At 65.3% G+C, this 24,836-nt stretch carries 28 protein-coding genes; 13 read left to right on the forward strand and 15 right to left on the reverse strand.

Annotated elements, in window-relative coordinates; translation table 11 throughout:
* Positions 1-32 precede the first annotated feature (32 nt).
* A complete protein-coding gene (locus ABWY06_RS08220) occupies positions 33-1,421 on the forward strand; it encodes a TIGR01777 family oxidoreductase (protein WP_353925080.1) in 1,389 nt (462 codons plus the stop codon).
* A gap of 104 nt (positions 1,422-1,525) precedes the next feature.
* The gene (locus tag ABWY06_RS08225) at positions 1,526-1,993 is read left to right on the forward strand and encodes a cyclic nucleotide-binding domain-containing protein (RefSeq protein WP_353925081.1); all 468 of its coding nucleotides are present in this window, start codon (positions 1,526-1,528) and stop codon (positions 1,991-1,993) included.
* Between the two features lie 31 nt (positions 1,994-2,024).
* Here the strand turns inward: ABWY06_RS08225 and ABWY06_RS08230 are convergent, their stop codons facing one another.
* Positions 2,025-2,345: a hypothetical protein gene (locus ABWY06_RS08230; protein WP_353925082.1), complete on the reverse strand. Its 321-nt coding sequence runs from the start codon at positions 2,343-2,345 to the stop codon at positions 2,025-2,027.
* A gap of 83 nt (positions 2,346-2,428) precedes the next feature.
* Here ABWY06_RS08230 and ABWY06_RS08235 point away from each other — a divergent pair, with 83 nt between their 5' ends.
* The 3 genes from ABWY06_RS08235 (at position 2,429) to ABWY06_RS08245 (ending at position 4,375) form a co-directional block, all read left to right on the forward strand.
* A complete protein-coding gene (locus ABWY06_RS08235) occupies positions 2,429-2,770 on the forward strand; it encodes a YajD family HNH nuclease (protein ID WP_353925083.1) in 342 nt (113 codons plus the stop codon).
* Positions 2,771-3,466: 696 nt separating this feature from the next.
* Complete coding sequence (locus ABWY06_RS08240) at positions 3,467-3,937, forward strand: RNA methyltransferase (protein ID WP_353925084.1); 471 nt, start codon at positions 3,467-3,469, stop codon at positions 3,935-3,937.
* A 108-nt stretch (positions 3,938-4,045) separates the two neighbouring features.
* Positions 4,046-4,375 carry a YgaP family membrane protein gene (locus tag ABWY06_RS08245; protein WP_353925085.1) on the forward strand — a complete coding sequence of 110 codons (330 nt, stop codon included), beginning with the start codon at positions 4,046-4,048 and terminating at the stop codon, positions 4,373-4,375.
* Between the two features lie 131 nt (positions 4,376-4,506).
* Here the strand turns inward: ABWY06_RS08245 and ABWY06_RS08250 are convergent, their stop codons facing one another.
* Both ABWY06_RS08250 and ABWY06_RS08255 read right to left on the reverse strand, forming a co-directional pair.
* The gene (locus ABWY06_RS08250) at positions 4,507-5,712 is read right to left on the reverse strand and encodes a hypothetical protein (protein WP_502948173.1); all 1,206 of its coding nucleotides are present in this window, start codon (positions 5,710-5,712) and stop codon (positions 4,507-4,509) included.
* A gap of 72 nt (positions 5,713-5,784) precedes the next feature.
* Positions 5,785-6,234 carry a YcgN family cysteine cluster protein gene (locus tag ABWY06_RS08255; protein ID WP_353925086.1) on the reverse strand — a complete coding sequence of 150 codons (450 nt, stop codon included), beginning with the start codon at positions 6,232-6,234 and terminating at the stop codon, positions 5,785-5,787.
* A 287-nt stretch (positions 6,235-6,521) separates the two neighbouring features.
* On the opposite strand from ABWY06_RS08255, the gene ABWY06_RS08260 reads away from it, so the two are divergent.
* The gene (locus tag ABWY06_RS08260; RefSeq protein WP_353925087.1) at positions 6,522-7,124 is read left to right on the forward strand and encodes a nitroreductase family protein; all 603 of its coding nucleotides are present in this window, start codon (positions 6,522-6,524) and stop codon (positions 7,122-7,124) included.
* 19 nt (positions 7,125-7,143) lie between these two features.
* Here the strand turns inward: ABWY06_RS08260 and ABWY06_RS08265 are convergent, their stop codons facing one another.
* The 3 genes from ABWY06_RS08265 to rnd are packed head-to-tail and all read right to left on the reverse strand — an operon-like array spanning position 7,144 to position 9,566.
* A complete protein-coding gene (locus ABWY06_RS08265; RefSeq protein ID WP_353925088.1) occupies positions 7,144-8,094 on the reverse strand; it encodes a D-2-hydroxyacid dehydrogenase in 951 nt (316 codons plus the stop codon).
* A gap of 48 nt (positions 8,095-8,142) precedes the next feature.
* Positions 8,143-8,436 (reverse strand): YcgL domain-containing protein, encoded by a 294-nt coding sequence (locus ABWY06_RS08270; protein WP_353925089.1) that lies wholly within the window; start codon positions 8,434-8,436, stop codon positions 8,143-8,145.
* Positions 8,433-9,566 (reverse strand): ribonuclease D, encoded by a 1,134-nt coding sequence (gene rnd, locus ABWY06_RS08275; RefSeq protein ID WP_353925090.1) that lies wholly within the window; start codon positions 9,564-9,566, stop codon positions 8,433-8,435. Before rnd ends, ABWY06_RS08270 begins: the two co-directional genes overlap by 4 nt.
* Before the next feature lie 176 nt (positions 9,567-9,742).
* Between rnd and ABWY06_RS08280 the strand changes: the two genes are divergently transcribed.
* The 4 genes from ABWY06_RS08280 (at position 9,743) to ABWY06_RS08295 (ending at position 14,328) form a co-directional block, all read left to right on the forward strand.
* Positions 9,743-10,804 (forward strand): SMP-30/gluconolactonase/LRE family protein, encoded by a 1,062-nt coding sequence (locus ABWY06_RS08280; protein ID WP_353925091.1) that lies wholly within the window; start codon positions 9,743-9,745, stop codon positions 10,802-10,804.
* An 88-nt stretch (positions 10,805-10,892) separates the two neighbouring features.
* Positions 10,893-11,747, forward strand: coding sequence for a sulfurtransferase (locus ABWY06_RS08285; RefSeq protein WP_353925092.1), 855 nt, complete (start codon positions 10,893-10,895; stop codon positions 11,745-11,747).
* Positions 11,748-12,423: 676 nt separating this feature from the next.
* Entirely contained in the window at positions 12,424-13,668 is a 1,245-nt protein-coding gene (locus ABWY06_RS08290) for an OprD family porin (protein WP_353925093.1), read from the forward strand.
* Between the two features lie 357 nt (positions 13,669-14,025).
* Positions 14,026-14,328: a hypothetical protein gene (locus tag ABWY06_RS08295; RefSeq protein WP_353925094.1), complete on the forward strand. Its 303-nt coding sequence runs from the start codon at positions 14,026-14,028 to the stop codon at positions 14,326-14,328.
* Positions 14,329-14,392: 64 nt separating this feature from the next.
* Here ABWY06_RS08295 and ABWY06_RS08300 read toward each other — a convergent pair whose 3' ends face one another.
* Entirely contained in the window at positions 14,393-15,742 is a 1,350-nt protein-coding gene (locus ABWY06_RS08300; RefSeq protein ID WP_353925095.1) for a glutamine synthetase family protein, read from the reverse strand.
* Positions 15,743-15,791: 49 nt separating this feature from the next.
* Entirely contained in the window at positions 15,792-16,349 is a 558-nt protein-coding gene (locus ABWY06_RS08305; RefSeq protein WP_353925096.1) for a helix-turn-helix domain-containing protein, read from the reverse strand.
* 273 nt (positions 16,350-16,622) lie between these two features.
* Here ABWY06_RS08305 and ABWY06_RS08310 point away from each other — a divergent pair, with 273 nt between their 5' ends.
* Positions 16,623-17,216 carry a tetratricopeptide repeat protein gene (locus tag ABWY06_RS08310; RefSeq protein ID WP_353925097.1) on the forward strand — a complete coding sequence of 198 codons (594 nt, stop codon included), beginning with the start codon at positions 16,623-16,625 and terminating at the stop codon, positions 17,214-17,216.
* A 50-nt stretch (positions 17,217-17,266) separates the two neighbouring features.
* On the opposite strand, the gene ABWY06_RS08315 is transcribed toward ABWY06_RS08310, so the two are convergent.
* Complete coding sequence (locus ABWY06_RS08315) at positions 17,267-18,028, reverse strand: 3-oxoacyl-ACP reductase family protein (RefSeq protein WP_353925098.1); 762 nt, start codon at positions 18,026-18,028, stop codon at positions 17,267-17,269.
* Between the two features lie 120 nt (positions 18,029-18,148).
* Here ABWY06_RS08315 and ABWY06_RS08320 point away from each other — a divergent pair, with 120 nt between their 5' ends.
* Entirely contained in the window at positions 18,149-19,072 is a 924-nt protein-coding gene (locus ABWY06_RS08320; RefSeq protein WP_353925099.1) for a LysR family transcriptional regulator, read from the forward strand.
* A gap of 1 nt (position 19,073) precedes the next feature.
* Here ABWY06_RS08320 and ABWY06_RS08325 read toward each other — a convergent pair whose 3' ends face one another.
* Positions 19,074-19,457, reverse strand: a complete 384-nt coding sequence (locus tag ABWY06_RS08325; protein WP_353925100.1) for a VOC family protein — start codon at positions 19,455-19,457, stop codon at positions 19,074-19,076.
* Between the two features lie 130 nt (positions 19,458-19,587).
* Between ABWY06_RS08325 and ABWY06_RS08330 the strand changes: the two genes are divergently transcribed.
* Positions 19,588-20,535 carry a helix-turn-helix transcriptional regulator gene (locus tag ABWY06_RS08330; protein ID WP_353925101.1) on the forward strand — a complete coding sequence of 316 codons (948 nt, stop codon included), beginning with the start codon at positions 19,588-19,590 and terminating at the stop codon, positions 20,533-20,535.
* Positions 20,536-20,538: 3 nt separating this feature from the next.
* Here the strand turns inward: ABWY06_RS08330 and ABWY06_RS08335 are convergent, their stop codons facing one another.
* From ABWY06_RS08335 to garD, 5 genes are all read right to left on the reverse strand, one after another.
* A complete protein-coding gene (locus ABWY06_RS08335) occupies positions 20,539-20,979 on the reverse strand; it encodes a YybH family protein (protein WP_353925102.1) in 441 nt (146 codons plus the stop codon).
* A 35-nt stretch (positions 20,980-21,014) separates the two neighbouring features.
* Positions 21,015-21,797 carry a DUF899 domain-containing protein gene (locus tag ABWY06_RS08340; protein ID WP_353925103.1) on the reverse strand — a complete coding sequence of 261 codons (783 nt, stop codon included), beginning with the start codon at positions 21,795-21,797 and terminating at the stop codon, positions 21,015-21,017.
* On the reverse strand, positions 21,794-22,153 hold the full coding sequence (locus ABWY06_RS08345) for a YciI family protein (RefSeq protein ID WP_353925104.1): 360 nt from the start codon (positions 22,151-22,153) through the stop codon (positions 21,794-21,796). The genes ABWY06_RS08340 and ABWY06_RS08345 overlap by 4 nt, the downstream gene beginning before the upstream one ends.
* A gap of 162 nt (positions 22,154-22,315) precedes the next feature.
* Positions 22,316-23,254: a 2-hydroxyacid dehydrogenase gene (locus tag ABWY06_RS08350; protein ID WP_353925105.1), complete on the reverse strand. Its 939-nt coding sequence runs from the start codon at positions 23,252-23,254 to the stop codon at positions 22,316-22,318.
* 23 nt (positions 23,255-23,277) lie between these two features.
* Positions 23,278-24,831, reverse strand: a complete 1,554-nt coding sequence (gene garD, locus ABWY06_RS08355) for a galactarate dehydratase (protein ID WP_353925106.1) — start codon at positions 24,829-24,831, stop codon at positions 23,278-23,280.
* Between the last annotated feature and the right edge of the window lie 5 nt (positions 24,832-24,836).

Genomic DNA, 24,836 nt, shown 5'->3' on the forward strand with positions numbered 1-24,836 from the left:
CTGCCAGCCGTACAGATCGAGAGGGATAGCCCGTGCAGAACCTGTTCTATCGTTGGCTGCTGCTGATCGGGCTGGGCCACGTAGCACTGGGCGTGGTATTGGCGTTTACCGCCCAACTGCCCATCGCCATGCCCTACTTCCAGTACCTGTACGCCAGCGTCGGGGCCGGCCAGGCCGCCTCGCCCGAGCAGCATTCCGTGGTGACCACCCTGGTACGCCTGTTCGGTCCCACGGTAGCCAGTTGGGGGCTGCTCTTCAGCCTGTTGGTACACCTGTATCGCCAGCACGGCCACGCCTTGATCAAACCTACGCTGTTCGCCGCCCTGCTGGTGTGGTGCTTGCTCGACAGTGGCATTTCCACCTATTACGGGATCCTTGCCCACGCCTACCTGAACATGGCGGCGGCACTGGCGATTGCCGTGCCTTTGTATTTTCTCGTACCGCTGCAGTCCGCCGATGACCACGCGCACGCCTTGCGCTATGCCAATGGTAAATCGCTGAAAATCCTTATGACCGGCGGTACCGGCTTTATCGGCCAGCCCCTGGCTATGGCGCTCAGCCTGGCGGGTCATGAGGTGTTGATCCTGACACGCCGAATTGCCCCAGCTGCGGACGCATTCAGTGGCCGGATAGCCTTCATTACCGATCTCCAGCTAATCCGCTCGGACGAGCGTATCGATGGCATCATCAATCTGGCCGGTGAACCCTTGGCCAAAGGGCGCTGGACGCCAGCGCGTAAAGCGATTTTTCTGCAAAGCCGTCTACAGGTCACCGATGCGCTGCTGCAACTGGTAAAGCGTCTGCAGCACAAACCCGAGCTGCTATTGAATGCGTCGGCCGTGGGCTATTACGGGCATCAGCAGGACGGCCTGCTCGACGAGCACGCAGCGGCTATCGACTGCTTCTCCCACCAACTCTGTAGCCAATGGGAAAAGCGGGCGTTGACGTTCGAACAACGTGGCCTGCGGGTCTGCCTGCTACGTATTGGCATTGTGCTCGGCAACAATGGCGGGCCGCTGCAGGAACTACGTCGCTCGTTCGAACTCGGGGTAGCAACGCAACTGGGCAGCGGGCGCCAATGGCTGCCATGGATCCATTTGCACGACGTACTGGATATCTGTGCATTTTTGCTGAGCAAACCCGAACTGCAGGGTGCGGTGAACGTCACGGCCCCCGAACCCGTAACCCAGGCGGAATTCGCCACAACACTCGCGCGACAGCTGGGCAATACGCCTTTCAGGATAAAGGTTCCGGCCAGGTTGCTACGCCTGCTGATGGGGGAGATGGCCGATGAAATACTCCTGAGCGGCCAACGGGTGGTACCGCGGAAATTGCTGGAGCATGGCTACACCTTTGCACATTCAACGCTCCCGGCAGCGCTGGCTGATCTGATCTGCGTCTCGCGGCAACGAACGAACTAGCCACCGCCACGCCTGATCCCACTGTTTCGCCCACTGCCGCGGGACTGCAATCGAGCACGGACCTGGCGGATAATCGCTCTCGTTTATGCCCTTAAGGAGACACCATGCCTGAATCCGCCCACCTGGTCGGCGCCATCCGAGACATGCTGATGGACTGCGGCCTGTTCGACACCCTGCTACCGGCCGAAGCGCAGTCGGCGGCGGGTTATTTCAGCATCAGCAAGATGACCCAGGACACGGTGATCTTTCGTGAGGGCGACGCCGGCACCTTTATGTGCATCCTGCACCAAGGGCGCATTTCCGTGCGCAAGAGCAATTCCAGTGAACAGCTGGTCGAATTCGCCACCCTGCGCAATGGCCGGGCCTTCGGCGAGATGGCGGTGCTCGACGGTGAACGGCGCTCGGCGACCTGCGTAGCCGCCACCGATTGCGTCCTGCTGATCCTGGCCAAGGACTCCCTGGAAAAAATGCTGCAGGAAGCGCCGCGCCCGGCGGCCAAGGTCATACGCGCCATCGCCGTGGCGCTGTCCAAGCGCCTGCGCATGGCCGACGGGCAACTGGTCGACCAGTGACGCGAAGGCCATGGACGAGCGGGGCCCGCCTTCATTCGCTGGCTTTGGGGACGCCCTCCGGCGCCGGTCGCGCGGGCTGCTGATTGCGTTGCAGCTGCTGTTCCAGCATCGGCACCGCGGTGTCGGACGGACGTGGCGAGGCCGCAGGGCGACGGCCGTTGTCCAACAAGGGTGGGGTATAGGCCGGACGCGCGGGCGTGGGCGGCACGGCCGGCGCATAGGGCGTCGGCGTGGCGGTGCCCGGCGAGCCGTTAGCCGCCTTGGCTTCGTTCGCCCCGCCGCTGAGCACCATCAGACCCAGCAATATCGCCAGCGGCGCACCGGCAGACAGGAATCGGGAGAAAAGTCGCATAGGGGGCTCCAGCTAAACCGACTTTGGCTTTATTCTGACAGCATCAGAACCCTTGCGTTCGCCCGCCCACCACAGGCCCTCCCATGAGCTCCAGCAATAGCCGTTTCCTGTCCTCCAAGGCCGAGGAAGATTACCGCCAGAAAGCCCTGAAGATGTACCCCCATGTCTGTGGTCGTTGTGCCCGGGAATTCAGCGGCAAACGCCTCAGCGAGCTGACCGTGCACCACCGCGACCATAACCATGGCAACAACCCTCAGGACGGTTCCAACTGGGAACTGCTCTGCCTGTTCTGCCATGACAATGAGCACTCTCGGTACACCGACCAGCAGTACTTCGCCGAAGGCTCCACGGCCAGCCCGCAAGCGCCGAAGTCGACCCATAAGGCTTTTGCCGACCTGGCCGCCCTGCTCAAGCCAAAAGAGTAAGCCGTCCCTAGCCGCTTGGTGCGGACAGGGGCACCCTGGTGACAGGGTTGGGTAGCCGCCTACCCGGGTATGAAGGGAACTAAGGGGCGAGTGACTTCACCGTAGTTCCCGCTCCTGCTATCCAGCGTTCCCCGTCGCTCCCAAGAAAGCGGGAGCCTCGGTACGACAAAGTCTCTGGATACCCGCCTGCGCGGGTATGACGGGGGTCTGTAGGCCGGTGGAGCTGTTCGGACCCGAGCTGCGTAGCACTGTAGGCCCATCAGCAGTGCCAGAGGCTTTACGTCCTTCCCGCGAAGGCGGGAACCCAGGGGCGACAAGGTTTCTGGAAACCCGCCTGCGCGGGTATGACGGGGGTCTGTAGGCCGGTGGAGCTGTTCGGACCCGAGCTGCGTAGCGCTCTAGACCCATCAGCAGTGCCAGAGGTTTTACGTCCTTCCCGCGAAGGCGGGAACCCCAGTGCGACAAGGCCTCTGGTTACCCACCTGCGCGGGTATGACCGCGGGCTGGAGGCCCCCGAACCGGTGCTGGCGAACTCAATTCCCCCTAATTGGCGAAGGTCACGCCCACTCGCGTGCGACCTTCTAGCAGCCGACTGCAACCCAATAGCACCTGCCTCGGAAAGCCAAACGTTTGCGCTGGGCGCGTGCCGTGAAGTCCGTATAATCGCGCCTCTTTGCATTTCTAGGGCACACGCACGTGGCGAACCGACGGTACAGTTGCATTGGCTTGTACAACCCCAAGTCTCCGGAAAACGTCGGCGCGGTCATGCGCGCGGCCGGGTGTTATGGGGTCAATTCGGTGTTCTATACCGGCACCCGCTACGCCCGGGCCCAGGACTTCGTCACCGACACCAAGAAGATCCACCAGGACATCCCGTTGATCGGCATCGAGGACCTGCAAAAGATCGTACCGCTCGGCTGTACGCCAGTGGCCGTGGAGCTGGTCGAAGGGGCCCGTTCCTTGCCGGAATACACCCACCCGGACCGGGCCATCTATATCTTCGGCCCCGAGGACGGCTCGCTGGGCAAGGATGTGCTGGCCTGGTGCGAGGAAGTGATCTACATCCCCACCAACGGCTGCATGAACCTGGCAGCGACGGTCAATGTGGTGCTCTATGACCGGATGGCCAAGGGCCTGAACACCAAATCCGGCCCGCTGTTTCGCTAGCCCCAGGTGTATCCGTGGCATCCGCGCGCGCCGGAGGACGCTACGCCGTCTGAACAGATGGCCGCGTGCGCAGTCAGTTATAGGGTCATTACCTTCAGGAGTATCACCATGCCCACCCTCTCCGGCCCCGTTCGCCTGGTCCCCACTACCCGGCGCGTCGACCTGTCGACCCACAATGTCGAGGGCTGGGAGCGCGCGCTGTCCGTCGCAGGCGGCGTGCTGATGCTGGCCAAGGGGCTACGGCGCGGCGGTGTGCCAGGCCTGTTCCAGGTCGCCGTGGCCGGCGTCGCGCTGACCCGCGGCATCAGTGGTTACTGCGCCGGCAAGAACCTGCTGATGGAGCGCCGCGCGCAACTGGACGATATTCGCCTGCAGCTGGAGGCCGCCCGCATCAAGTTGGCCGAACTGCAGAGCGCCGCGTTGGTCAGCGACGCCTGAAGATCGCTGGAACGACGCCCTGGTCTGTAGAGCCCATCGGCGGGCTGTCGCGGGACGGCGCGCCGAGGCCGCCCTATATCGGCGTCCGGCTGCTAGCGGCCGCCAGGCCACGCGCAGGCCAATTGCCCTTGCTAACGCAGCAATTCGCTATCCAATACCTCGGACGGTTCGCTCATCAGGTTCTGGCTGATCGCGATAAAGTCCGCGGTGCTGACCTGGTCGAGGCGCATCAAGCCACGCGCGACATCGTCCAACGAATGACGATCCTGGCTGCTCTGGCGAATTTCCCGGTCCAGGGCCTGCAATAACAGCACCGCGCGGGCGGTGACCGCACCATGTGAAGACTCTCCGCGCAGGCTCTCCACGTCCTCGCTCCAATCGATCAAATGCTCGCGCACTTTCTGGTAACGCTGTTCGCTCAGCCCACCGGCACGGCGCATCAGCTCGATGGCGTAGTACTCGGCCAGGCCTTCGGTGATCCAGTCACTGCGATCGGTGTCGTGGATGCGACTGAAGACGTGCACCAGCTCGTGCACCAGCGCGCTGGTGCCGTTTTCGCTGACCAGGGGCCGGTCGGCGTGCAGGAACAGGGAGTTGGAGGCCGACAGGCCGCCACGCCACATCGGGTCACCGGCGCCTACGATCAACAGCTTGCCCGGGTCCCGGGGAAACACCGCCTGCATTTCCGGCCAGACGAAGGTCAGCAGCGTCAGGATGTCCATGCGACGCATCTTCTCGCCGACCGGCGCGGCGATGGTGACATCGGTTTCGCCGAGTTTGGCGCGCCGCGTGCCCACCTTGCCAGCCAGGATCCAGCCGGTCGGGCGATCGAACTTGCGTGCCGGATTGTCGATGCGAAAGCGATTCTTGCCGATCCGCGGCCAACCGGTTTCGACGCTCTTCCAGCCCTCGGGCAGCTCGAATTCGAGACGGGCCACCAGTTCGGTGCCGTCGCTCTGGTTCAGGGTCGCGCTGGGCACCAGGTCGTCGCCACGCAGCAGGGCCCAGTCGGCGGTCATGCGCGCATCGAAATCGCCGGCATTACGCGGATGGCTGATGCGTACCCGGTACGTCAGGCTCGCCTCGCCGCTGGCCGGTGTCCAGGTGCCGCGCCCCGCACCCTCCTGCTGCCATTGGCCATCGGCCTGGAAATCGCTGAAGTAACCCTTGTCGCCCAGGTTGAAACTGAGGCTACGAACCCGCTCGCCCTGTTCCAGGCGCAGGCTGACTTCGGCCTGATCGGCGTCGGGCAGCAGGCGCACGCGGTAATCCAGATCGATTTTTTTCGTGGCCCAGACCGGCGCACTCAGCGCCAGCAAGGCGGCGGACAACAGCAGACGCGAACCGATGGACACCGGACTACTCCTGGATAAACGTATGGGGGGGGTTAACGGCGGCGCGGCACCGGCTCAGCCAGCGCGGAAAATCATATGCTCTTCCCAGTCGTCCTCGGCCACGGCGGTTTCGCTGAGCATGCGCCCCGACATGGAAATACCGGCGTTGTGCACGGCCTGAGGGTCGTCGCAAATCAGCGGGTGCCAGGGTGGCAGGTCCTTGCCCTCGGCCACCAGGCGATAACCGCAGGTCGGCGGCAACCACTGAAACTGGTTGGCCTGGCCCGGGGTGAGCTGAATGCAGTCGGGCACGAACTGTCGGCGGTCACTGTAATTGGTACAGCGGCAGCTGGTCAGGTCGAGCAGCTTGCAGGCGATGCGGGTGTAATAGACGCCACCGTCCTCCTCATCCTCGAGCTTTTGCAGGCAGCACAGGCCGCAGCCGTCGCACAGCGACTCCCATTCCTGCTGGTCGAGTTGCTCGAGGGTCTTGCGTTTCCAGAAGGGTTCGACTTTGGCGGCCATGGCAATTGAGGGTCTGAGGGGGCGTAAAAGGCCGCCAGTCTAGGGCTTGCCCCGCTTTATTGCCACGCCCGCGTGGCCTCACTGGACGGCAAGGCACAGGGTTGACAGCCGGCCCGCGTCGCGACCGCGCTGGCATGCACCATCGCGCCAGGTGAGGAGCACGGGACCGCCGGTCGGGGGCCCTGCGCTGAGCAGCTTGCACACCGAGGCCACGCTTTGCCGATACACTGCACGCCCCTGCGCCGCCCCCCCGGCGGCCGTCCTCAGTGAGCAGGAACCACTGCCCCATGACAGCCGAACAGCCTTCCCTGCGCGACAGCGTCTACCCGATCGACCCGCAGTTCATCGCCCGCTGGTCACCCCGCGCATTTACGGCGCAGGCGATCGACGAGCAGACCTTGCTGAGTTTTTTCGAAGCCGCGCGTTGGGCCCCCTCGTCCTTCAATTCCCAGCCTTGGCGTTTTCTCTACGCCCGCCGCGACAGCCTGCATTGGCAGCGCTACCTTGAGCTGCTCAGCCCGTTCAACCGCAGTTGGGCGCAACAGGCCTCGGCGCTGGTGGTGGTACTGTCGAAAACCACTATTACCGGCACCAGCGGCAATGTCCGGCCGGCGCCCTTCCACACCTTCGACAGCGGAGCGGCCTGGGCCTACCTGGCCTTGCAGGCCAGCCTGAGCGGCTGGCATGCTCATGGCCTGGGCGGGTTCGACAAGGCGCTGGCACGCCAGACCCTGGGCATTCCCGGGGAGTACGAGGTGGAGATCGCCCTGGCCATCGGCAAACAGGCCGACAAGCAGGTGCTGCCGGAGGACCTGCAGGCCCGCGAGCAGCCCAGCCCTCGGCTGCCACTGGCCCAATTGGTCAGCGAAGGGGATTTCGCCTGGGACTGACACCGCCCGCCGTGAGCAATCAGTAACCGCGGCGGAAATCCACCTGACCACGCAGGTCCTGACCGGTCTCGAGCCGCTGCAGGTTATCGAGAAACAGCTGCGCCATGGCCCCGGGCAGGGTCGGCGCGGCACTGTGGCCGGTTAGCAGCAGGCGCGGCACCCGCCACAACGGATGGCCCGCGGGCAGGGGTTCTTCACGGCAGACATCCAGTACCGCGCCCGCCAGGTGTCCACGCTCCAGGGCCGCGACCAGGTCCTGCTCGACCACCGCGCCGCCACGACCGGCGTTGATAAACAAGGCGTCGGGTTTCATCCGCGCGAACAGCGGCGCATCGTACAGGTCGCGGGTGTCTGGGGTATCGGGCAACAGGTTGAACAGGTAGTCCGCCCAAGCCGCCTGTTCCGCCAGGCTGTCCTGGCCCGTCACCTGCTCGAAACCGACCCGAGCACGGGGCTCTCGCGCAATGCCACGCACCTCGAGGCCCCAAGGCGCCAGGCACTGGGCGACCCGCTGGCCGATATCGCCGGCACCGACGATCAACAGCCGCCGCCCCGCCAGCGTGCCGGGCAACGGACCGTCCCAGCGCTGGTCGACCTGGCTGGCCAGCCGCCCCAGCACCCGACGTTCGTGGGCCAACAGGTAAGTCAGCAGGTACTCCGCCATCACCTGGCCAAAAATGCCCACGGCCCGACTGAGCCGATAATCCCGTGGCAGGTCCGGTGCCAGCAGCGGGGTAATGCCGGCCCAGGTCGACTGCAACCAGCGGGGCGTGCAGCCCTGGCGCAGCAGCGCAGCCAACTGGTCCGGTTGACCGAACCATAGCGGGCACTGAGCGGCCAAATCGACCACTGCCGCGTGGCTGGCAGCGCCGTGCACCTCGCGCCCGGGGTATGCCTGACGCACCCGGGTGGCGTACTCATGATGCTGTGCGTCGATAATCAGGATCGGCGCTGAATCGGTGGTGCTCATCGTTTACGGCCTATGGCGTGACAGGTGCCGGGGTCGCTCGAACCCGACTTAGATCGGGTCGTTACGGCGCAGCAGCTCTTCGGGCAGGTGCTGGATGTACTCGTCTTCGGCCGGCGGCATCTGCAGGTGATAACCCTGCTTTTCCAGGTTGGCCAGAACCTGGTGAATATCCTCGCGGGCCAGCGCCCGCTCGGGGCTGAGCACCAGGTCGAAGCTGTGGATGGGCGGTCCGAAGGCGGTCAACAAGGTCTCGGGCACCAGCTTCAGGGCGTTCTTTTTTTCCACGTAGAGGTACATCTCGTTGCGTCGAGGACTCTTGTAGATCGAGCAAATGCGTTTCATGGCGCCTCTCCAGTCACGGCCAGGCTGTCGAGCAGCGTCTGACCCATCAAGTCGCGGCGCCAACCGCGCAGCGAGTCCGGCAAATGGTAGGGGCCGTTGGGGTAGCCGGTTTTCAGCAAGGCCTCGAGGGTCTTTTTACGCAGCATCAGCTCGGGCGCCATGTCCAGGCGTTCGGCCTCGCGCTGGCCGACGCCGCGCAGGGTCTTGAGCAGGGCGGCCGCCTCCATGGGCAGGGGCTCGGGCAATGCCGCGGGCCACTCCGCGGCCGGCAGGGCCGCGGCCTGCTTGATCAGCTGCAGGATGACCTCGCCGTCCTGGCGCACGGTCTTGGGGTGCATCTCCTCGATACGCGCCAGGCTTACCAGATTATCCGGCTGGGAGCGCGCCAGCGGCCACAGCGAGTTATCGCGAATGATGCGGCTGCGTGGCTGGTTGCGCGCACGGGCCTCGGCCTCACGCCAGGCGCACAGCGCCCGCATGACCGCCAGTTGCGCGGGGGCCAGCTTCCACGCCAGCTTGGCCTCGCGGTAGAGCATCTGGGGATCGACCTCGCGGCGCAGGTTGAGCACCAGTTCGGCGCCGTCGTCCAGCACCCAGGCGGCTTTCTCCGGCGACAGCCGCGGGCGCAGGGCCGCATAGACCTCGGCCAGGTGCAGGGCATCTTCAGCGGCGTAGCTGACCTGGGTCTCGGACAGCGGACGTTGCAGCCAGTCGGAACGGGTTTCGCCCTTGGGCAGCTCGATGCCCAGGACTTCCTGCACCAACCGCGAATAGCCCATGGAAAAGCCGATATTCAGGTAAGCGGCAGCCAACTGGGTATCGAACAGCGGCGTCGGCAAGCTACCGGTCAGGCGCAACAGCACCTCCAGGTCTTCACTGCAGGCATGCAGCACCTTGACTACTGTCGGCTGCTCCAGCAGCGCGGCAAACGGCCGCCAATCCTCGATCAGCAGCGGATCGATGAGGAACACCCGCTCACCGGCGCAAATCTGCAACAGCCCGGCAATCGGGTAGAAGGTATCGACCCGCATAAACTCGGTGTCCAGGGCCACATGGTCCAGGGCTTGCCACTCGGCACACCGCAGCGCCAGCGCGGCGTCATCAGCAATCCAATGAATCTCGATGGGCACAGGCTTCTCCTCAAATAATGCCCGGCAGTATATATCGACCCTCACTCTCACCGCGCATCAACCGCTTGCCCCACCCGAACCAGGCTTCTATGCTGCCGACGCCCCGCGCAAAGGCCGCAGACGCTCGCCGTCGCGCCATCCGGCAGGCCGCGCCCCGCCCCGTCACAAGGACCGTCATGAAAAAAATATTCGGCCTGCTGGCAGTCATCCTCGCCGCTGGCGCCCTCTACCTGGCGCTGACTCCCAGCCCGATCGACCCTCTGGCCTGGGATGCACCGCCGGCGCCTGCCATGACCGGCCCCCTGGAGCCCAACGACACCCTGATGAAGGCCACGCTGCTGGCCCAAGGCCAACTCAGCGGCCCGGAAGACACCGCGGTGGACGCCCAGGGTCGGGTCTACGCCGCCTTGCACGACGGGCGTATTGTACGCCTGACGGACCGGGGCGACCCGCAGGCCTTCGCCGATACCCAGGGCCGCCCGCTGGGCATGGACTTCGACGCCCAGGGCCAACTGATCGTGGCGGATGCCTACAAAGGCTTGCTGTCCATCGACCCCGAAGGCCGAATCAAGGTGCTTAGCCAGCAGGCCGAAGGCGTCCCGTTCCGTTTTACCGACGACCTGGATATCGCCCGCGACGGGCGTATCTATTTCAGCGACGCCAGCCTGCGCTTCGAACAACCGGATTACCTGCTCGACCTGCTCGAGGCGCGCCCCTGGGGCCGCCTGCTGCGCTACGACCCGGCCACCGCACAGACCGAAGTGCTGCTCAAGGACCTGTACTTCGCCAACGGCGTGGCGCTGTCGGCCGCCCAGGACTTCGTGCTGGTCAACGAAACCTACCGCTACCGCATCACCCGCTACTGGATCAGCGGCGCCAAGGCCGGCCAGCACGAGGTGTTCGCCGACAACCTGCCAGGACTGCCAGACAATCTGCAGGGTGATGGCGCGGGTACCTTCTGGGTCGCCCTGCCCTCGCCACGCAAGGCCGATGCCGACTTTCTGCACCGCCACCCCTGGCTCAAGGCGCAACTGGCCAAGCTGCCACGGGCCCTGTGGCCAAAGCCGCAAGATTACGGGCTGGTGATCGCCTTGGACGAGCAGGGACGTATCACCCGCAGCCTGCATGACCCCAGCGGCCGTCACCTGCGCATGATCACCTCGGCCAAACCGGTCGGCGATTTCCTCTACCTGGGCAGCCTGAGCAACGATCGCATCGGCAAGCTGCAGCTTCGCTAAGGCTCCCCGTTATCCGGCGCCGCCCGGTCTACGCCGGACCACCCGACTGGTTTATCATCTGGTTTTTCGCTGACCACTGGAGCTCGCCATGCCCAACGCGTACCTGCTCAGCCCCTTGCAATTGGCCGAGCGCCTCGGCCAGCCCGACCTGGTGGTCCTCGACTGCCGTTTTGCCCTCGACGACCTGGCCTATGGTCAGCGCAGTTACGCCGAGGGGCATATTCCCGGGGCGCAATTCGCCGACCTGGAACAGCACCTCTCCGGTCCGATTCGGCCGGGGGTGACCGGTCGCCACCCCTTGCCGGACCCGGCCGCCCTGATGCAACGCCTGCGCGACTGGGGGGTGAACCAGCACAGCCAGGTGGTGCTCTACGACGACGGGCCTGGCGCGTACGCCGCCCATGCCTGGTGGCTACTGAGCTGGCTGGGTAAAAACAGCGGCGTGCAGTTGCTGGACGGCGGCCTGAAAGCCTGGCGCGACGCAGGCCTGACACTGCAGATCGACCAGGTCAGAGTCGCCGCGGGTCACTTCACGGGCGAAGCCGACGAGCGCATGCTGATCGATGCCGCGCAGCTGCTGGAGCGTCTCGGCGATCCCCAGCTGACCCTGCTCGACGCCCGGGCCCAACCGCGCTTTCGCGGCGAGATGGAGCCCATCGACCCGGTTGCCGGGCATATTCCCGGGGCCCAATGCGCGCCCTTTACCGACAACCTCGACGCGGATGGCTTCTTTCTGCCCGCCGCGCAATTGCGCGCGCGTTTTGCCGCCCTGCTGGGCCCTCGCCCGGCCGAGCAATTGGTGGCCTACTGCGGCTCGGGGGTCACCGCCTGCCACAACCTGTTCGCCCTACAGCTGGCGGGATACGACAGTCCGCGCCTTTATCCCGGCTCCTGGAGTGAATGGATCACCGACCCGAACCGCCCCCTTGCTCGCGGCGATTGAGTCGTTGCCCCTGAAGCACCTGGGGCAGGACCAGGTGCCTCAGCCGCCGCAATGGGGCCGGGCCGGCGTTACGCCAGGCAGTGCCCCGCTCGCTGCTCAGCTGGCGACCGGCAACCCTCCGATTGTGCGGTGCTGACCCAGACCGTTATCGTACAACCCACTGACATAACCCTCCCCGTCGTGCGCCGATTACGTACGTTCGATCCAGGATGTCCTGTTTTCCATGACGCCCTCTGCTGAATAACAAACACCTGAATCCATCGCCCGACCCGCGCCAGGTCGGCGAAAACCCAATCCATATGGGGTTTCAGGCGATGCCACTGTCCATTGGCCCTTCCGCCCATTGACAAGCTCCGTCAGGGCTGTCGATAATCGCTCTAGTTGTACGACAACGTATAACATAAAAAATAAGATCAGGGCCTAAGCATGTCCAACCCCAGGTTGATCGCCCCGCACCAGAGACGCCTTCGAATGCTTGCCCAGGGCCACGGCGCCGCGCGCCGTTCGCTCCTGCGCCGCTGCAGTTTTGCCGACGGCTAGCCTCGGCCAAAACCTGGCTCCTGGCCAGGCTCACCGCCCTCTCGTCAGGGCACATCACCGATCCCCGATCAGCATGTGCGCCCCCGTGGCCTGCAGGGGGACGGCTTTTGCATCACATAATGGGAGCACAATAACAATGACATCTCGCCGCACCCCTTCCCTGGTCCTGCTGAGCACCACCGCCCTGAGCCTGGTCCTGTCCGCCCAGAGCCAGGCCGCCGGTTTCGTGGATGACAGCAAGGTCAACCTGAACCTGCGCAATTTCTACATCAACCGCAACTTCGTCGACCCCAGCAATGCCCAGGGCAAGGCCGAAGAGTGGACCCAGAACTTTATTCTTGATGCCCGCTCGGGCTACACCCCGGGCATAGTGGGCGTGGGCGTCGACGTGCTGGGCATGTGGTCGCTGAAACTCGACGGCGGTGGCGGCACCGCGAACACCGGCCTGCTGCCGGTCCACGCGGGCGGCCAGCCCGCCGATGATTTCGGCCGTCTGGCGGTGGCCGGCAAGGTCAAGCTGTCGAAGACCGAATTGAAGGTCGGCGAGTGGATGCCGGTGCTGCCGATCCTGCGCTCCGACGATGGCCGGTCCCTGCCTCAGACCTTCCAGGGCGCCCAGTTGACCTCGACGGAAATCGACGGCCTGACCTTTTACGGCGGCCAGATGCGCGGCAACAGCCCACGCAACGACGCCAGCATGGAGGACATGTTCTATGGCGGCGCCGGCTCCGACCGTTTCAACTTCGCCGGGGGGGAATACGCGTTCAACGAGAAACGGACCCTGATCGGCCTGTGGAACGCCGAGCTGCAGGACATCTACAGCCAACAGTACCTCAACCTGGTACACAGCCAACCGATCGGTGACTGGACCCTGGGCGCCAACCTGGGTTACTTCCAGGGCAGCGAAGACGGCAGCGAACTGGCAGGTGAATTGGACAACAAGACCTATTCAGGGCTGTTTTCCGCCAAATTTGGCGGCAACACCTTCTATGTCGGCCTGCAGAAAGTCAGCGGCGACACCGGCTGGATGCGCGTCAATGGCACCAGCGGCGGCACCCTCGCCAACGACAGTTACAACGCCAGCTACGACAACGCCAAGGAGCGCTCCTGGCAGTTGCGCCACGACTACAATTTCAGCGCCCTGGGCATCCCGGGGCTGACCCTGATGAACCGCTATATCAGCGGCGACCAAGTGCACAGCGGTGCGGTGACCGACGGCAAGGAGTGGGGCCGCGAATCGGAACTGGCCTACACCGTGCAAAGCGGCACCTTTAAAAGCCTCAGCATGAAATGGCGCAACGCGAGCATCCGGCGCGACTTCAGCAACAACGAGTTCGACGAGAACCGCCTGATCTTTAACTACCCGATCTCCTTGCTCTAGGGTGATGTTTCAGTCGTTCCCGCGAAGGTCGGAACCCAGGCGCATGGAAGCTCCAGGATACCCGCCTGCGCGGGTATGACGGGTGCCTGGGGTGTGGGTGAATTCGCCGTCGTTGCCGCGCGGGCTATTCACCCTTCCTCGTCGTTCCCGAGCAACGGCAGTCAGGCCCTGCCTCGTGGAGGGCGGCTGAACCGCTTTCTGCAGTGCTCCACGCCCCACCCTGCTCCGCACGCAGCCAGAACCGGTTAACATCCTCTGCGTCTGGCGTCCTGCCCGGCGCGCGCCGCACCGGCTGCGGCGTCCCAGGGCAGCCGCGCCAGACCTCTGGATCCGATCGATTAAAATGGAGCTTTACTCGTGAACAAAACCCTGACCACCGCGCTGCTGGCGCTGCTAAGCCTCCCTGCCTTGGCGGCGAGCGAGACGGCGCCAAGCGACAAGGCTGCCACCCTGACCAATCTCGAACTGAGCCTGGAGGACGGCCGGAAGTTTGAGGTGCAGGCCACCACCACTCAACAGAACGGCAACACCACCTTACTCAGCGGCAATGTGACCATTACCCTGGATGACGTGACCTTCACCACCCAGCAGGCCACCCTGGTGCATGAAGCCGGCAGGACCCTGATCAAGATGGCCTCGGCCCAGTCGCGCCCGAACTGAAGCACACCGCCCCCCTGGCGCCTGACCGGCTTGACTGCCGGCTGCGGCGCCGCTTGCGCCGGTATCAGAGAAACCAGCGGTATTCCCGAGCGCTGACGTCGTTCATAAAGGCCAGGTGGTCCTGGCGTTTGTTTTCGCAATAGACCATCACAAATTCGCTGCCCAGGCCTTCGCGCAACACGCCGTGGTCCTGCATCTGCGCCACCGCGGTAAGCATGTCCTGGGGAAAATCGATGCCGCTCTGGCGATTCTCGTTGAGCGGCGCGATCGGTTCGCGCTGAGCGTCCAGGCCATGTTCCATGCCGGTGAGAATCGCCGCCAGGACCAGATAGGGGTTGGCATCGGCACCGGCCAGACGGTGTTCGATGCGCAGGTTGCGCCCGTCCGATTCGGGAATGCGGATGCACGCATCGCGGTCCTCGAACCCCCAGCTGGCGCGACTGGCCGCATTGACCATGGCCCCGTAGCGGCGGAAGGCATTGTGGTTGGCGGCGAAGATCGGCATGCAATGGGGCAGCAGCTCCAGGCAACCGGCCACGGCGTGGCGCAAGGGCCGCTGACCATCGCCATCGAGCAGGTTGTTGCCGGCCTTGTCGTACAGGCTGACGTGCACATGCATGCCGCTGCCCGGGGCCTGCAGGTACGGCTTGCTCATAAAACTGGCCCGGTGCCCGTGCTTGAGGGCGACGCCGCGGGTGCTGCGGCAGAACAGCGCTGCCCAGTCGGCGGCGCACAGGCCATCGGCGTTGTGACCGAAGTTGATTTCGAACTGGCCCGGTCCCAGCTCGGCGGTGATCACATTGGCGTCCACCCCTTGCTCGACCGCGGTCTCGACTATGTCGTGCAACACCGTGGAAAAGCGCGACAGCCGCTCGATATGCATGTTCGGCTGGTCGTCGGCGTCGTCGCACAGCGGGTCGCGCGGGAAACACGGCAGGCCGTCCTGCAGCTTGCGGTCGAACAGGTAGAACTCCAGTTCGAAAGCCACCACCGGATAAATGCCCCGGTTTGCCAGGCGCTCGAGCACCCGCGCCAGCACCTCCCGCGGTTCGAACTCGATGGGCGAGTCAGTGCCGTCCGAGCTGATCAGCATTTGCCCCAGCGGCTGGCCTTCCCAGCTCACCGGTTTGAGGGTGCCGGGGATCAGGCGCCGCAGTGCATCCGGATCGCCGTCGTTGAAGCAGTAATCCCCGATGGGATGCAGGCCGCCCTGGACGCCCAGCAACACGCAGTTCTGCGGGATCTTCAGCGGGCTGCCGGCGGCGACCTTTTCCAGCATGTCCACCGGGTAGCGCTTGCCGTAGAAATGCCCCGGGATATCCAGGGCGATCAGGTCGACGTAACGCACCTCGGGGTAGCGGGCCCGAAAGGCACGCACTTCGCTGAGCAGGTCGGATACAGGGGCCGTCATCATTCTTGTCCTTATTCGGGGCGGTAAGCGGTAAAAGCGCAGGCAGGGGTGTCTAGCGAAACACCCAGAGCACCCGCGCAGGAAATTCGGTGAGGTTGGCGTAGCGAAACTGTGCGTGGGGCGGCAGCTGGAACCCGTCGTTGGGGCCCAGGGTCACCGGCTCGCCATCCTGCCCCAGCCACAGGGTCAACTGGCCCTCGAGGACGAAACCGCCCTGCTCCGAGCTGTCGTCGAGATGCCCCTCACCGCTGGTGGCGCCGGGTGCCAGGTGGCTTTCGAGCATGGCGAAACCCGCCGACATGCTCGGCGACACCAGCACATCGGTAATGCCGCCAGCGTAATACAGGGTGCGCCGCTCACCGGGCCGGGTGACCCAGGGCAAAGCGCGCGGCTTGCTCAGGCTGTAAAAATAGGTGGTGGGTACGCCGAGGACTTCGCTGATGGCGGTCAAGTCGGCCACGGTCGGACGCGACAGGCCGCGCTCGACCTGGGAAAGAAACCCCACCGAACGTCCGACCCGCGTCGCCAGGTCGCCCAGCGTGAGGTTCTTGTGCTTGCGCAGGTCGCGGATCAGGATGGCCAGACCTTCGACTTCTTCTTGCATGTCCATCGGTAAACTTCCGATCAAGGGCCCGATTGGCCCGTATCTACCACCCCTGAGCGACAGCTGCCTCGCCCACGAATGAAATTTACAACTATTTATTTCATGAAAAATACACTGAAATTTTCACCAAGCCAAGCTGAACCTATCCCAGGCGCCACCTTTCGCCTTGCCAAAAGAGGACCCGATGCAACCCGGGGTGCGTTTCGCCGTCTGAGTTATCCAGTCAGGGCAGTCGCGCCCGGTTGTTTCACGCCCGCTCCTCAACCAAGGTCCATCGCCATGCGCAGTCAATGCTTCTCCTTGCCCCGCCCTGCGCTTGTTTTTTTTACCGACCCGGCACCGATCAAGGGCCTGTTGGTGGGTCTGGGGCTGTCGCTACTGGGCGGCTGCGTTACTCAGCAGACCCCGCCCACTCCGGCTGAGCCACCCGCGTCGGTAACCACGGCGCCTGCTCCAGCACCGGCGACCAGCCTCGAGCAGTTGCGCCAGCAGGCCAACCGTGGCGATGGCGACAGCCAGTTCCAGCTGGGCAGCCAGTATTTCGCGGCCCAACCCCGCGACCTCAATCAAGCCCAGCATTGGTGGAAACGCGCGGCCAACCAAGGCCATGCCGGGGCGGCGGTCAGCCTGGCATTTCTGCATACCGGCCGGACCGACCCGGCCTACAAGGACCCCCAGGCCATGCTCCGCTACCTCAATCAGGCGGCAGCCGGTGGCAATGCCATGGCCCAGCATGTGCTGGGCAACTTCTACCTGCGTGGCGAAGAGTCGGTACCGCGCGACCCACAACAAGCACGGCGCTTGTTCCAGAGCGCCTGCCAGCAACAGTACGCACCCAGCTGCAAGGCCCTGGCCGAGCTGCCCCAACCCTGAACGACAAACCCCGCGACAGGCGCGGGGTTGGCAAGCGGAACGAAGCAGACTCAGGCGGCGAAGCCGCCGTCGATGGTCAGGCTGGCGCCGGTGATATAGGCCGCTTCCGGACCGGCCAGGAAGGCGACGAAGGCGGCGATTTCCTCCACCCGGCCGTACCGGCCGACCGCCATCAGGTCTTTGAGGCTGTCGGCGAATTCACTGTTGGCCGGATTCATGTCGGTATCCACCGGCCCCGGCTGCACGTTGTTCACCGTGATGCCGCGCGGGCCAAGGTCACGGGCCATGCCGCGGGTCAGGCCGACGATGGCCGCCTTGCTCATGGCATACACGCTACCGCCGGCGAACGGCATGCGTTCGGCGTTGGTGCTGCCAATGGTGATGATGCGGCCGCCCTCGCCCATCTGCCTCGCGGCCGCCTGACTGGCGACGAAGACACTGCGCACATTGACCGCCAGGGTCTGGTCGAAGTCCTCCAGGCTGAAGGTTTCGATCGGCGCCAGCGCCAGGATGCCGGCATTGTTCACCAGGATATCCAAGTGGCCGAACCGCGCCACGCTTTGCGCCACGGCGTCCTGCACCGCCTGCGCATCGGCGCTGTCGGCCTGCACGGCCAGCGCCCGACCACCACTGGCCTCGATGCTGCGCACCAGTTCGGCGGCCTGCTCCGGCGAACGCGAAAAGGTCACCACCACGGCGGCGCCCTCCGCCGCCAGCCGGCGGGCGATGGCGGCGCCGATGCCGCGTGAACCGCCCTGGATCAGCGCGACCTTGTCGGTGAGTGAACGGGCAGTGGAAGTAAGAGTGGACATGGTGAGTCTCCGTAAAAGAGGGCCAGCGGCCCGGGGTGAGCTCAGTATCCACCGGGTATAACCTGCCGATAAGCCAGCAATCAGGCGTTATAATCGATCCAAATGGTTTGGAATGCGCCCATGGAAACCCTCAATGGCCTGGCCTGTTTTGTCCGCACCGCCGAAGCAGGCAGTTTTGCCGGGGCCGCACGGCACCTGGGGCTGACGCCCGCCGCGGTGGGCAAGAACGTCGCCAAACTGGAGACCGGGTTGGGCGTGCGGTTATTCCAGCGCAGCACCCGTCGCCTGACCCTGACCGAAGCCGGCGAGCGCTTTCTGCTGCAGGTCAGCGGCAGCCTGGGCACCTTGCAAAGTGCCATGGCCAACCTGGCCAGCAACGCCGGACAACCGGCTGGCGTGCTCAAGGTCAGCATGGGCCAAAGTTTTGGCCGGCTCTACGTGCTGCCCCTGTTGGGCCCGTTTCTACAGCGTTACCCGGCGATCCTGCCCGACTGGCATTTCGATAACAGCCCGGTCGACTTGATTGGCCAGGGCTATGACGCGGCCATCAGCGGCGCGATGGATCTGGCCCAGGGCATGGTTGCGCGCAAGCTGGCCCCGGCGCACCGCGTGCTGGTGGCCTCGGCGGCCTACCTCGAGGCGCACTCGACACCCGCCAAACCGGCTGAGCTGGCCCGGCATGGCGGTATCCTGATCCGTTCCCCGCAGACCGGCCGCATACGCCCCTGGGGTTTGCGCAATCGCCAGCAGGACGAAGCCGCCATCGAGCTGCCGGCGCGCCTGACCCTGAACGACCCCGAGGCCGCCTGCCACGCGGCCCTGATGGGGTTGGGCATCGCCCTGGTCAGCCTGCCCCATGCCCTGCCGTACCTGGACAACGGCGGCCTGCTTCGGGTGCTGCCGGATTGGCACGTCGATGCCGGGCATATCTCGGTGTACTTCGCCGGACACAGCCTGCTGCCGGCCAAGACCCGGGTATTCATTGACAGCCTGGTCGAGCATTTTCACCAGCAGCGATTGCCCGAGCGCTTCGACGCCCGTTGACTCAGCGGTAACAGGCCACCTCGACGCTGTAGCCATCCGGGTCTTGGGCAAACGCGGCGTAATGGGCCTGCGCCTCGCGCCATCCCGGGGCTCCACTGTCGCGCCCGCCGGCCTGCAGCGCCGCAGCGTGAAAGGCATCGACGACGGTGCGTTCGGGCGCACAGAAGCAGAATTGCGGCCGCGCCTGGCAGACACCGCGTCCGGGTCCCGCACTGACCAGGTAGAGCACGCCATAGGGCTGTTGGACCGGGCCAAAACCGGCGACCAGTGCCGGCCCCTGGGCGGTATCGGATTTGAGTTCATAGCCCAGCGTGGCCAGCACCTGTTGATACCAGGCGCGGCTGCGGGGGTAGTCGGAAACGACTATGGACAGGTGATCGATCATCGGGCGTGCTCCAGGTGACGGCGGCAGAGATCCATGGGTGGCGATGAACAGGGCAACGGCGGTCGGCAGACAGGCTAACGGCCAATTAGGCTATATTCCGTCCTAATTAAATGCTGCCAGGACATTTTTCATGGCCAACCCCACCGGCCGCGTACTGGCCCTGCTGGAACTGCTGCAAAGTGGCGGGCAACAGAGCGGACGGGCGCTGGCCGAGCGCCTGGGCGTCGATGGGCGCACCTTGCGCCGTTACCTGCGCACCCTGGAGGATCTGGGTATCCCGCTGACCAGCGAGCGCGGCCGCCATGGCGGTTATCGCTTGGTGGCCGGCTTCAAGCTGCCGCCCATGATGTTCACCCCTGCCGAAGCCCAGGCCCTGACCCTGGGCTTGCTCGCCGCCGGCGAGCTGGGCCTGGCGCAGCTCGCCCCCGCTGTGCACAGCGCCCGCGCCAAGCTGGAGCGGGTCATGCCGGCCCCTCTCAAGCAGCAGGTTCGCGCCCTGAGCGAAAGCACCGCGTTGGTGCTGCCTCGCAGCCGCGCGCTGGGTGACCAGCAGGTGTTGGCGACCCTGGCGTCAGCCTCCCAGGCCCGCGAACGGGTGCGCCTGAGCTACCGCTCGGGGCAGGATGCACTCAGCGAGCGCGAAGTGGACCCTTACGGCCTGGTCTACCGTGACGGACTCTGGTACCTGAGCGGCCGCTGCCACCTGCGCAACGCATTGCGCTCGTTTCGCCTGGACCGCGTGCAGACGGCCGTTCCACTGCTGGTGCGCTTCACCCGCCCGGCAGATTTCGACGCCGCCGCGCATTTGCAGAGCAGCCTCGCCAACCTGCCACGGGCCCATGCCGTGCAGGTGCTGTTGCACACCGACCTGGCCAGCGCCGCCCGGGAATGGGGCGAGCAGATGGGCGTGTTGATACCCCAGGCGCGGGGCGTACTGTTGAGCACTGGCACCGACCATCTGCAGTGGTTTGCCCTGCGGCTGGCGCGCCTGCCCTTCGATTTCGAGGTCGAGGCACCGCCGCAATTGCGCACGGCGCTGCAGGGCCTGGGGCAACGCCTGATAGCGTCGACCCGTTGAGGCTCAGGGCTGCAGGTCGAACTGCGCCTTGCCGCTTTCCATCTCGAAGGGCGCGGAGAAATGCTCGTGGATGATGGTCCAGCGGCCCTGCAGCTTGCGGTAGCCCTGGCTCACCCGCATCCAGGAGCGGTGCTCCTGGCCCTGCTCGTCGGTGCCGCCGCAATGGCACAGGTAGAACCCCAACCCCAGGTCGCCGCTGACGGTGATAGTCGGTTGATGGACCTCGAACAGGCTCATCCCGGCGCACATCTGCATGCACATCTGCCAATGGGCGCCATAGGCCTCTCGGCCCTCAAAGCGCAGCGGGCCGACGGCGTCGAAGGCGACTATGTCCGGTGCGTAGTGACTGACGATGCGCGCCACGTCCTTGGCCTGGGCGGCCTGGCTCCAATCGCGCAAGAGTTCGTGAATCTGCGTGACGTCGTTATTGCTCGTGGTGTTCATGCTGCACCCTCCTTTTCAGTCAATGATGGCCGCCATCAGTCGGCGGCGGGGGCCGCGCCGCAACAGGTCGGCGCCGCGGGGTCGATATAACGGTCATGCAGGCGGGTCCAGTTCATGCCTTGCCCGTGCAGGTCGGGCATGCCGTCCCAGCCTTCCTGACGGCCCAGGGGCGTCAGGTCCAGGTAGTTATAGGTGCCCATCAACAGGTCCAGGCCACGCCCGTAGCTGGAGTAACAGTGGTAGACCCGGGTACCGTCGCGCAGGAACACGCTGACCCCTGGCTGCTCGCCGGCCAGGTGATGGTCCAGCCCCAGGCGTTGCAGCTCGGCCTGGTCACGGTAGTTGTAGCGCACCGGCGCCACCGCTTCGTCGAGGGTCACCTGGTAGTCGTGGTTGAAGCGGCTGCCCAGCGAGCTGTACCAGGGCAGCGTCCAGCCCATGCGCCGCTTGAACGGTTGCAACTGCTCCTGGGACGCCCGCGACACCAGCACCAGGTGGGTATCGCGGGCATGCAGATGGGCTTGGTGGCCGATATTGTCGACCAGCGAGGAACAACCGAGGCAGCCTTCGCCGCGCGCCTCGAAGAACATAAAGTGGTAGACGATCAACTGGCGCCGCCCCTCGAACACTTCCAGCAAACCGAGCTCCGCGTCGACGCCCTGAAAACGGTAATCCTCCGTGACTTCCACCATCGGCAACTGACGCCGCCGGGCATTCAGCGCGTCGCGGGCGGCGGTCAAGGCTTTCTCCTCGGCCAGCAGGGCCAAGCGCGCCTCCAACCAGGTGTCAGCATCGACCACGGGGGGATAGGCGTTCATACGTCCGGCTCCACACCCGCCAGCTGGCGCACCGGCCGCACTTCGATCGAGCCGACCCGCGCCGGCGGGATCTTGCCGGCGATCTGCAGGGCCTCGTTGAGGTCGCGGGCCTCGATCAGGTAAAAGCCGGCCAGCTGCTCGCGGGTTTCGGCGAAGGGGCCGTCGGTGATCGACAACTGGCCGCCGCGTACCCGCACCGTGGTGGCGCTGTTCACCGGGTGCAGGGCTTCGCCGGCCAACATCTGCCCAGTGGCCATCAGCGAGGCGGCGTAGGCCTGACACTCGTCGTCATGGGGGCTGTCGGGGGAGTTGTGCAGCGCCTGTTCGTCGCTGTAAACCAGGCACAGGTACTTCATGGTGACCTCCAAAGGCGCTTAGGGTTAATCCCTAGTCGTGGGCGCGCTATGGAAATCGACAATAGACCAAAAAATATTTTCACAAACAAACGACGCGCGGAACGGCCCCAGACAAATGGGGCGCGCTGGCAGCCGCTCAGCGGATCACACTCGGGAGAGCGCCTACAACGGGGTCAGCAACTGGCCCCGCTCGACGAAGGCCCGCAGGTTGGCCAGCACCAGGTGCTCCATGTCCCCACGGGTTTCCTCGGTGGCACTGCCGATATGCGGCGCCAGCACCAGGTTCTCCAGTGCCCGCAAGGCGGCCGGTACTTGCGGTTCGCTGGCGTAGACGTCCAGCCCGGCACCGCCCAGCAGACCGTGTTGCAAGGCATGGATCAATGCCGGCTGATCGACCACCGAACCGCGCGCGACATTGATCAGGATGCCCTGGGGGCCCAGCGCGTGCAGCACGGGCGCATCGATCAGGTGCTCGGTGGCCGGCCCGCCGGGGCAGGTCAGCACCAGGAAATCGGCCCAGCGCGCCAGCTCCAGCAAGGCCGGTTCGTAGGTCAGCGCGCTGCCCACCAGGGGCCGGCGATTGTGATAACGCACCGCCATCTGAAAGCCACTGGCCCGCTGCACCAGCGCCTGGCCAATGCGGCCCAGCCCGACTATGCCCAGGCGCTTGCCGCTGACCTTGCGGCCCAGCGGCAGGGCCCGGGTACCCCAGTCGCCGGCCCGCACATGGCGGTCGCCACGACTGAGGCCACGCGCGGTGTCCAGGATCAGCCCCATGGCCAGGTCCGCCACGCAGTCGTTCAATACCTCCGGGGTGGTGCTGACCGGGATACCGCGCTCACGGGCCCCTTGCACGGCAAGTGCGTCATGGCCCACGCCAAAGCTGCAGATTGCCTTGAGGTTCGGTAACTGCTCCAGTTGCCCGGCCGAACAGCCAAAGCGCGCCGAGGTCACCAGCAGGCCGAAGCGAGTGCCCTGCTCGCGCAGAAAGGCGACGGGGTCGTCCTGCTGCCAGAGCGGCGTGACCCGGTAGCAGGCCGCGAGCGCCTGGTTGAAAGCCTCGCTCAGGGGGCCGACCTGCAACAGCTCGAATTCAGGCATGGGGCAGTGCTCCGGCAGGACGCTCAGGTGATGGGCGCCGGGTTGAACAGGGTGATGTCGTTGTGCAGCCCCAGTTGCTCGGCCGCGGCGCGTTTACGCCCGCTGGCGACGTCCAGGTAATAGTGGAACAGCTCCCAGCCCAGGGTCTCGATGCTCGCGCGACCGGTGGCGATGCGCCCGGCATCGATGTCGATCAGGTCCGGCCAGCGCTGCGCCAGTTCGGTGCGGGTGGAGACCTTGATCACCGGCGCCATGGCCAGGCCGTAGGGCGTGCCGCGACCGGTGGTGAACACATGCAGGTTCATCCCCGCTGCCAGTTGCAAGGTACCGCAGACAAAATCGCTGGCCGGCGTGGCGCAGAAGATCAGCCCCTTGGCAGTGACCCGCTCGCCCGGCCCCAGCACGCCGTTGATTGCACTGCTGCCGGACTTGACGATGGAACCCAGGGATTTTTCGACGATATTCGACAAACCGCCCTTCTTGTTGCCCGGCGTGGTGTTGGCGCTGCGATCCGCTTCGCCCCGCTGCAGGTAGCGATCGTACCAGTCCATCTCGCGCACCAGGGCAGCGGCCACCTCGGCGCTCTCGGCCCGGGCGGTGAGCATGTAGATGGCATCGCGCACCTCGGTGACCTCGGAAAACATCACCGTCGCGCCGGCACGGACCAGCAGGTCAGAGGCGAACCCCAATGCCGGGTTGGCGGTGATACCGGAAAAGGCATCGCTGCCGCCGCATTGCATGCCCAGAATCAGCTCCGCGGCCGGCACCGTCTCGCGGCGGCGCTGGTCAAGTTTCTTCAGGCGCGCTTCGGCCATGGCCATGATCTGCTCGATCATCTCGCCGAAACCCTTGCCCGCATCCTGCAGGCGATACAGCCAGGGCTCGGACAGGTCCACCGACGGATCGTCCGCGTGCATCACCTGGTCGGCCTGCAGCTTCTCGCACCCCAGGCTGACCACCAGGGCCTCGCCGCCCAGGTTGGGGTTGCGTGCCAGATTGCGCACCGTGCGGATGGGGATATAGGCATCCCGCGCGGTGATCGCCACGCCGCAGCCGTAGCTGTGGGTCAGGGCCACCACGTCGTCGACGTTCGGGTACCGCGGCAGCAGCTCCCTGCGGATGCGCGCCACCGCGTGATCGAGCACGCCGGTCACGCACTGCACCGTGGTGGTGATGCCGAGGATATTGCGCGTGCCGACGGTACCGTCGGCATTGCGGTAACCCTCGAAGGTATAACCCTCCAGGGGCGGCAGCGGCGTGGGTACCGCAGTGGCCATGGGCAGGCTGTCCAGCGGCGGCGCGGCGGGCATGTCCAGCTGGGTTTCCCGGACCCAGCTGCCCTGCGGCAGGTATTCGCGGGCGTAGCCGATGACGTGGCCATAACGCAGCACCGGGGCGCCCTGGGCGATATCGACCAGGGCGACCTTATGGCTCTGCGGCACGCCTTCGAGCACCTGCAGGCCATCGGGGAAGCGGCTGCCGGCGGCGACGCCCTGGTCGTTCACCACGACCACGACATTGTCGTCGGCATGCAGGCGCACATAGCGCGGGGAGTCAGAGTGGTCGATCAACTGCATGGAGG

The organism is Pseudomonas sp. (assembly GCF_040514055.1).
Taxonomy (GTDB): Bacteria; Pseudomonadota; Gammaproteobacteria; order Pseudomonadales; family Pseudomonadaceae; genus Aquipseudomonas.

Bases quoted from the DNA above. Each gene is read 5' to 3' on its own strand.
- ABWY06_RS08340 (WP_353925103.1), bottom strand. From the start codon at position 21,797: ATGAACGCCTATCCCCCCGTGGTCGATGCTGACACCTGGTTGGAGGCG.
- ABWY06_RS08225 (WP_353925081.1), top strand. From the start codon at position 1,526: ATGCCTGAATCCGCCCACCTGGTCGGCGCCATCCGAGACATGCTGATG.
- ABWY06_RS08260 (WP_353925087.1), top strand. From the start codon at position 6,522: ATGACAGCCGAACAGCCTTCCCTGCGCGACAGCGTCTACCCGATCGAC.
- garD (WP_353925106.1), bottom strand. From the start codon at position 24,831: ATGCAGTTGATCGACCACTCTGACTCCCCGCGCTATGTGCGCCTGCAT.
- ABWY06_RS08300 (WP_353925095.1), bottom strand. From the start codon at position 15,742: ATGATGACGGCCCCTGTATCCGACCTGCTCAGCGAAGTGCGTGCCTTT.
- ABWY06_RS08315 (WP_353925098.1), bottom strand. From the start codon at position 18,028: ATGTCCACTCTTACTTCCACTGCCCGTTCACTCACCGACAAGGTCGCG.
- ABWY06_RS08330 (WP_353925101.1), top strand. From the start codon at position 19,588: ATGGCCAACCCCACCGGCCGCGTACTGGCCCTGCTGGAACTGCTGCAA.
- ABWY06_RS08235 (WP_353925083.1), top strand. From the start codon at position 2,429: ATGAGCTCCAGCAATAGCCGTTTCCTGTCCTCCAAGGCCGAGGAAGAT.
- ABWY06_RS08255 (WP_353925086.1), bottom strand. From the start codon at position 6,234: ATGGCCGCCAAAGTCGAACCCTTCTGGAAACGCAAGACCCTCGAGCAA.
- ABWY06_RS08290 (WP_353925093.1), top strand. From the start codon at position 12,424: ATGACATCTCGCCGCACCCCTTCCCTGGTCCTGCTGAGCACCACCGCC.
- ABWY06_RS08345 (WP_353925104.1), bottom strand. From the start codon at position 22,153: ATGAAGTACCTGTGCCTGGTTTACAGCGACGAACAGGCGCTGCACAAC.
- ABWY06_RS08270 (WP_353925089.1), bottom strand. From the start codon at position 8,436: ATGAAACGCATTTGCTCGATCTACAAGAGTCCTCGACGCAACGAGATG.
- ABWY06_RS08245 (WP_353925085.1), top strand. From the start codon at position 4,046: ATGCCCACCCTCTCCGGCCCCGTTCGCCTGGTCCCCACTACCCGGCGC.
- ABWY06_RS08265 (WP_353925088.1), bottom strand. From the start codon at position 8,094: ATGAGCACCACCGATTCAGCGCCGATCCTGATTATCGACGCACAGCAT.
- ABWY06_RS08310 (WP_353925097.1), top strand. From the start codon at position 16,623: ATGCGCAGTCAATGCTTCTCCTTGCCCCGCCCTGCGCTTGTTTTTTTT.
- ABWY06_RS08280 (WP_353925091.1), top strand. From the start codon at position 9,743: ATGAAAAAAATATTCGGCCTGCTGGCAGTCATCCTCGCCGCTGGCGCC.
- ABWY06_RS08305 (WP_353925096.1), bottom strand. From the start codon at position 16,349: ATGGACATGCAAGAAGAAGTCGAAGGTCTGGCCATCCTGATCCGCGAC.
- ABWY06_RS08285 (WP_353925092.1), top strand. From the start codon at position 10,893: ATGCCCAACGCGTACCTGCTCAGCCCCTTGCAATTGGCCGAGCGCCTC.
- ABWY06_RS08320 (WP_353925099.1), top strand. From the start codon at position 18,149: ATGGAAACCCTCAATGGCCTGGCCTGTTTTGTCCGCACCGCCGAAGCA.
- ABWY06_RS08335 (WP_353925102.1), bottom strand. From the start codon at position 20,979: ATGAACACCACGAGCAATAACGACGTCACGCAGATTCACGAACTCTTG.
- ABWY06_RS08230 (WP_353925082.1), bottom strand. From the start codon at position 2,345: ATGCGACTTTTCTCCCGATTCCTGTCTGCCGGTGCGCCGCTGGCGATA.
- ABWY06_RS08325 (WP_353925100.1), bottom strand. From the start codon at position 19,457: ATGATCGATCACCTGTCCATAGTCGTTTCCGACTACCCCCGCAGCCGC.
- ABWY06_RS08350 (WP_353925105.1), bottom strand. From the start codon at position 23,254: ATGCCTGAATTCGAGCTGTTGCAGGTCGGCCCCCTGAGCGAGGCTTTC.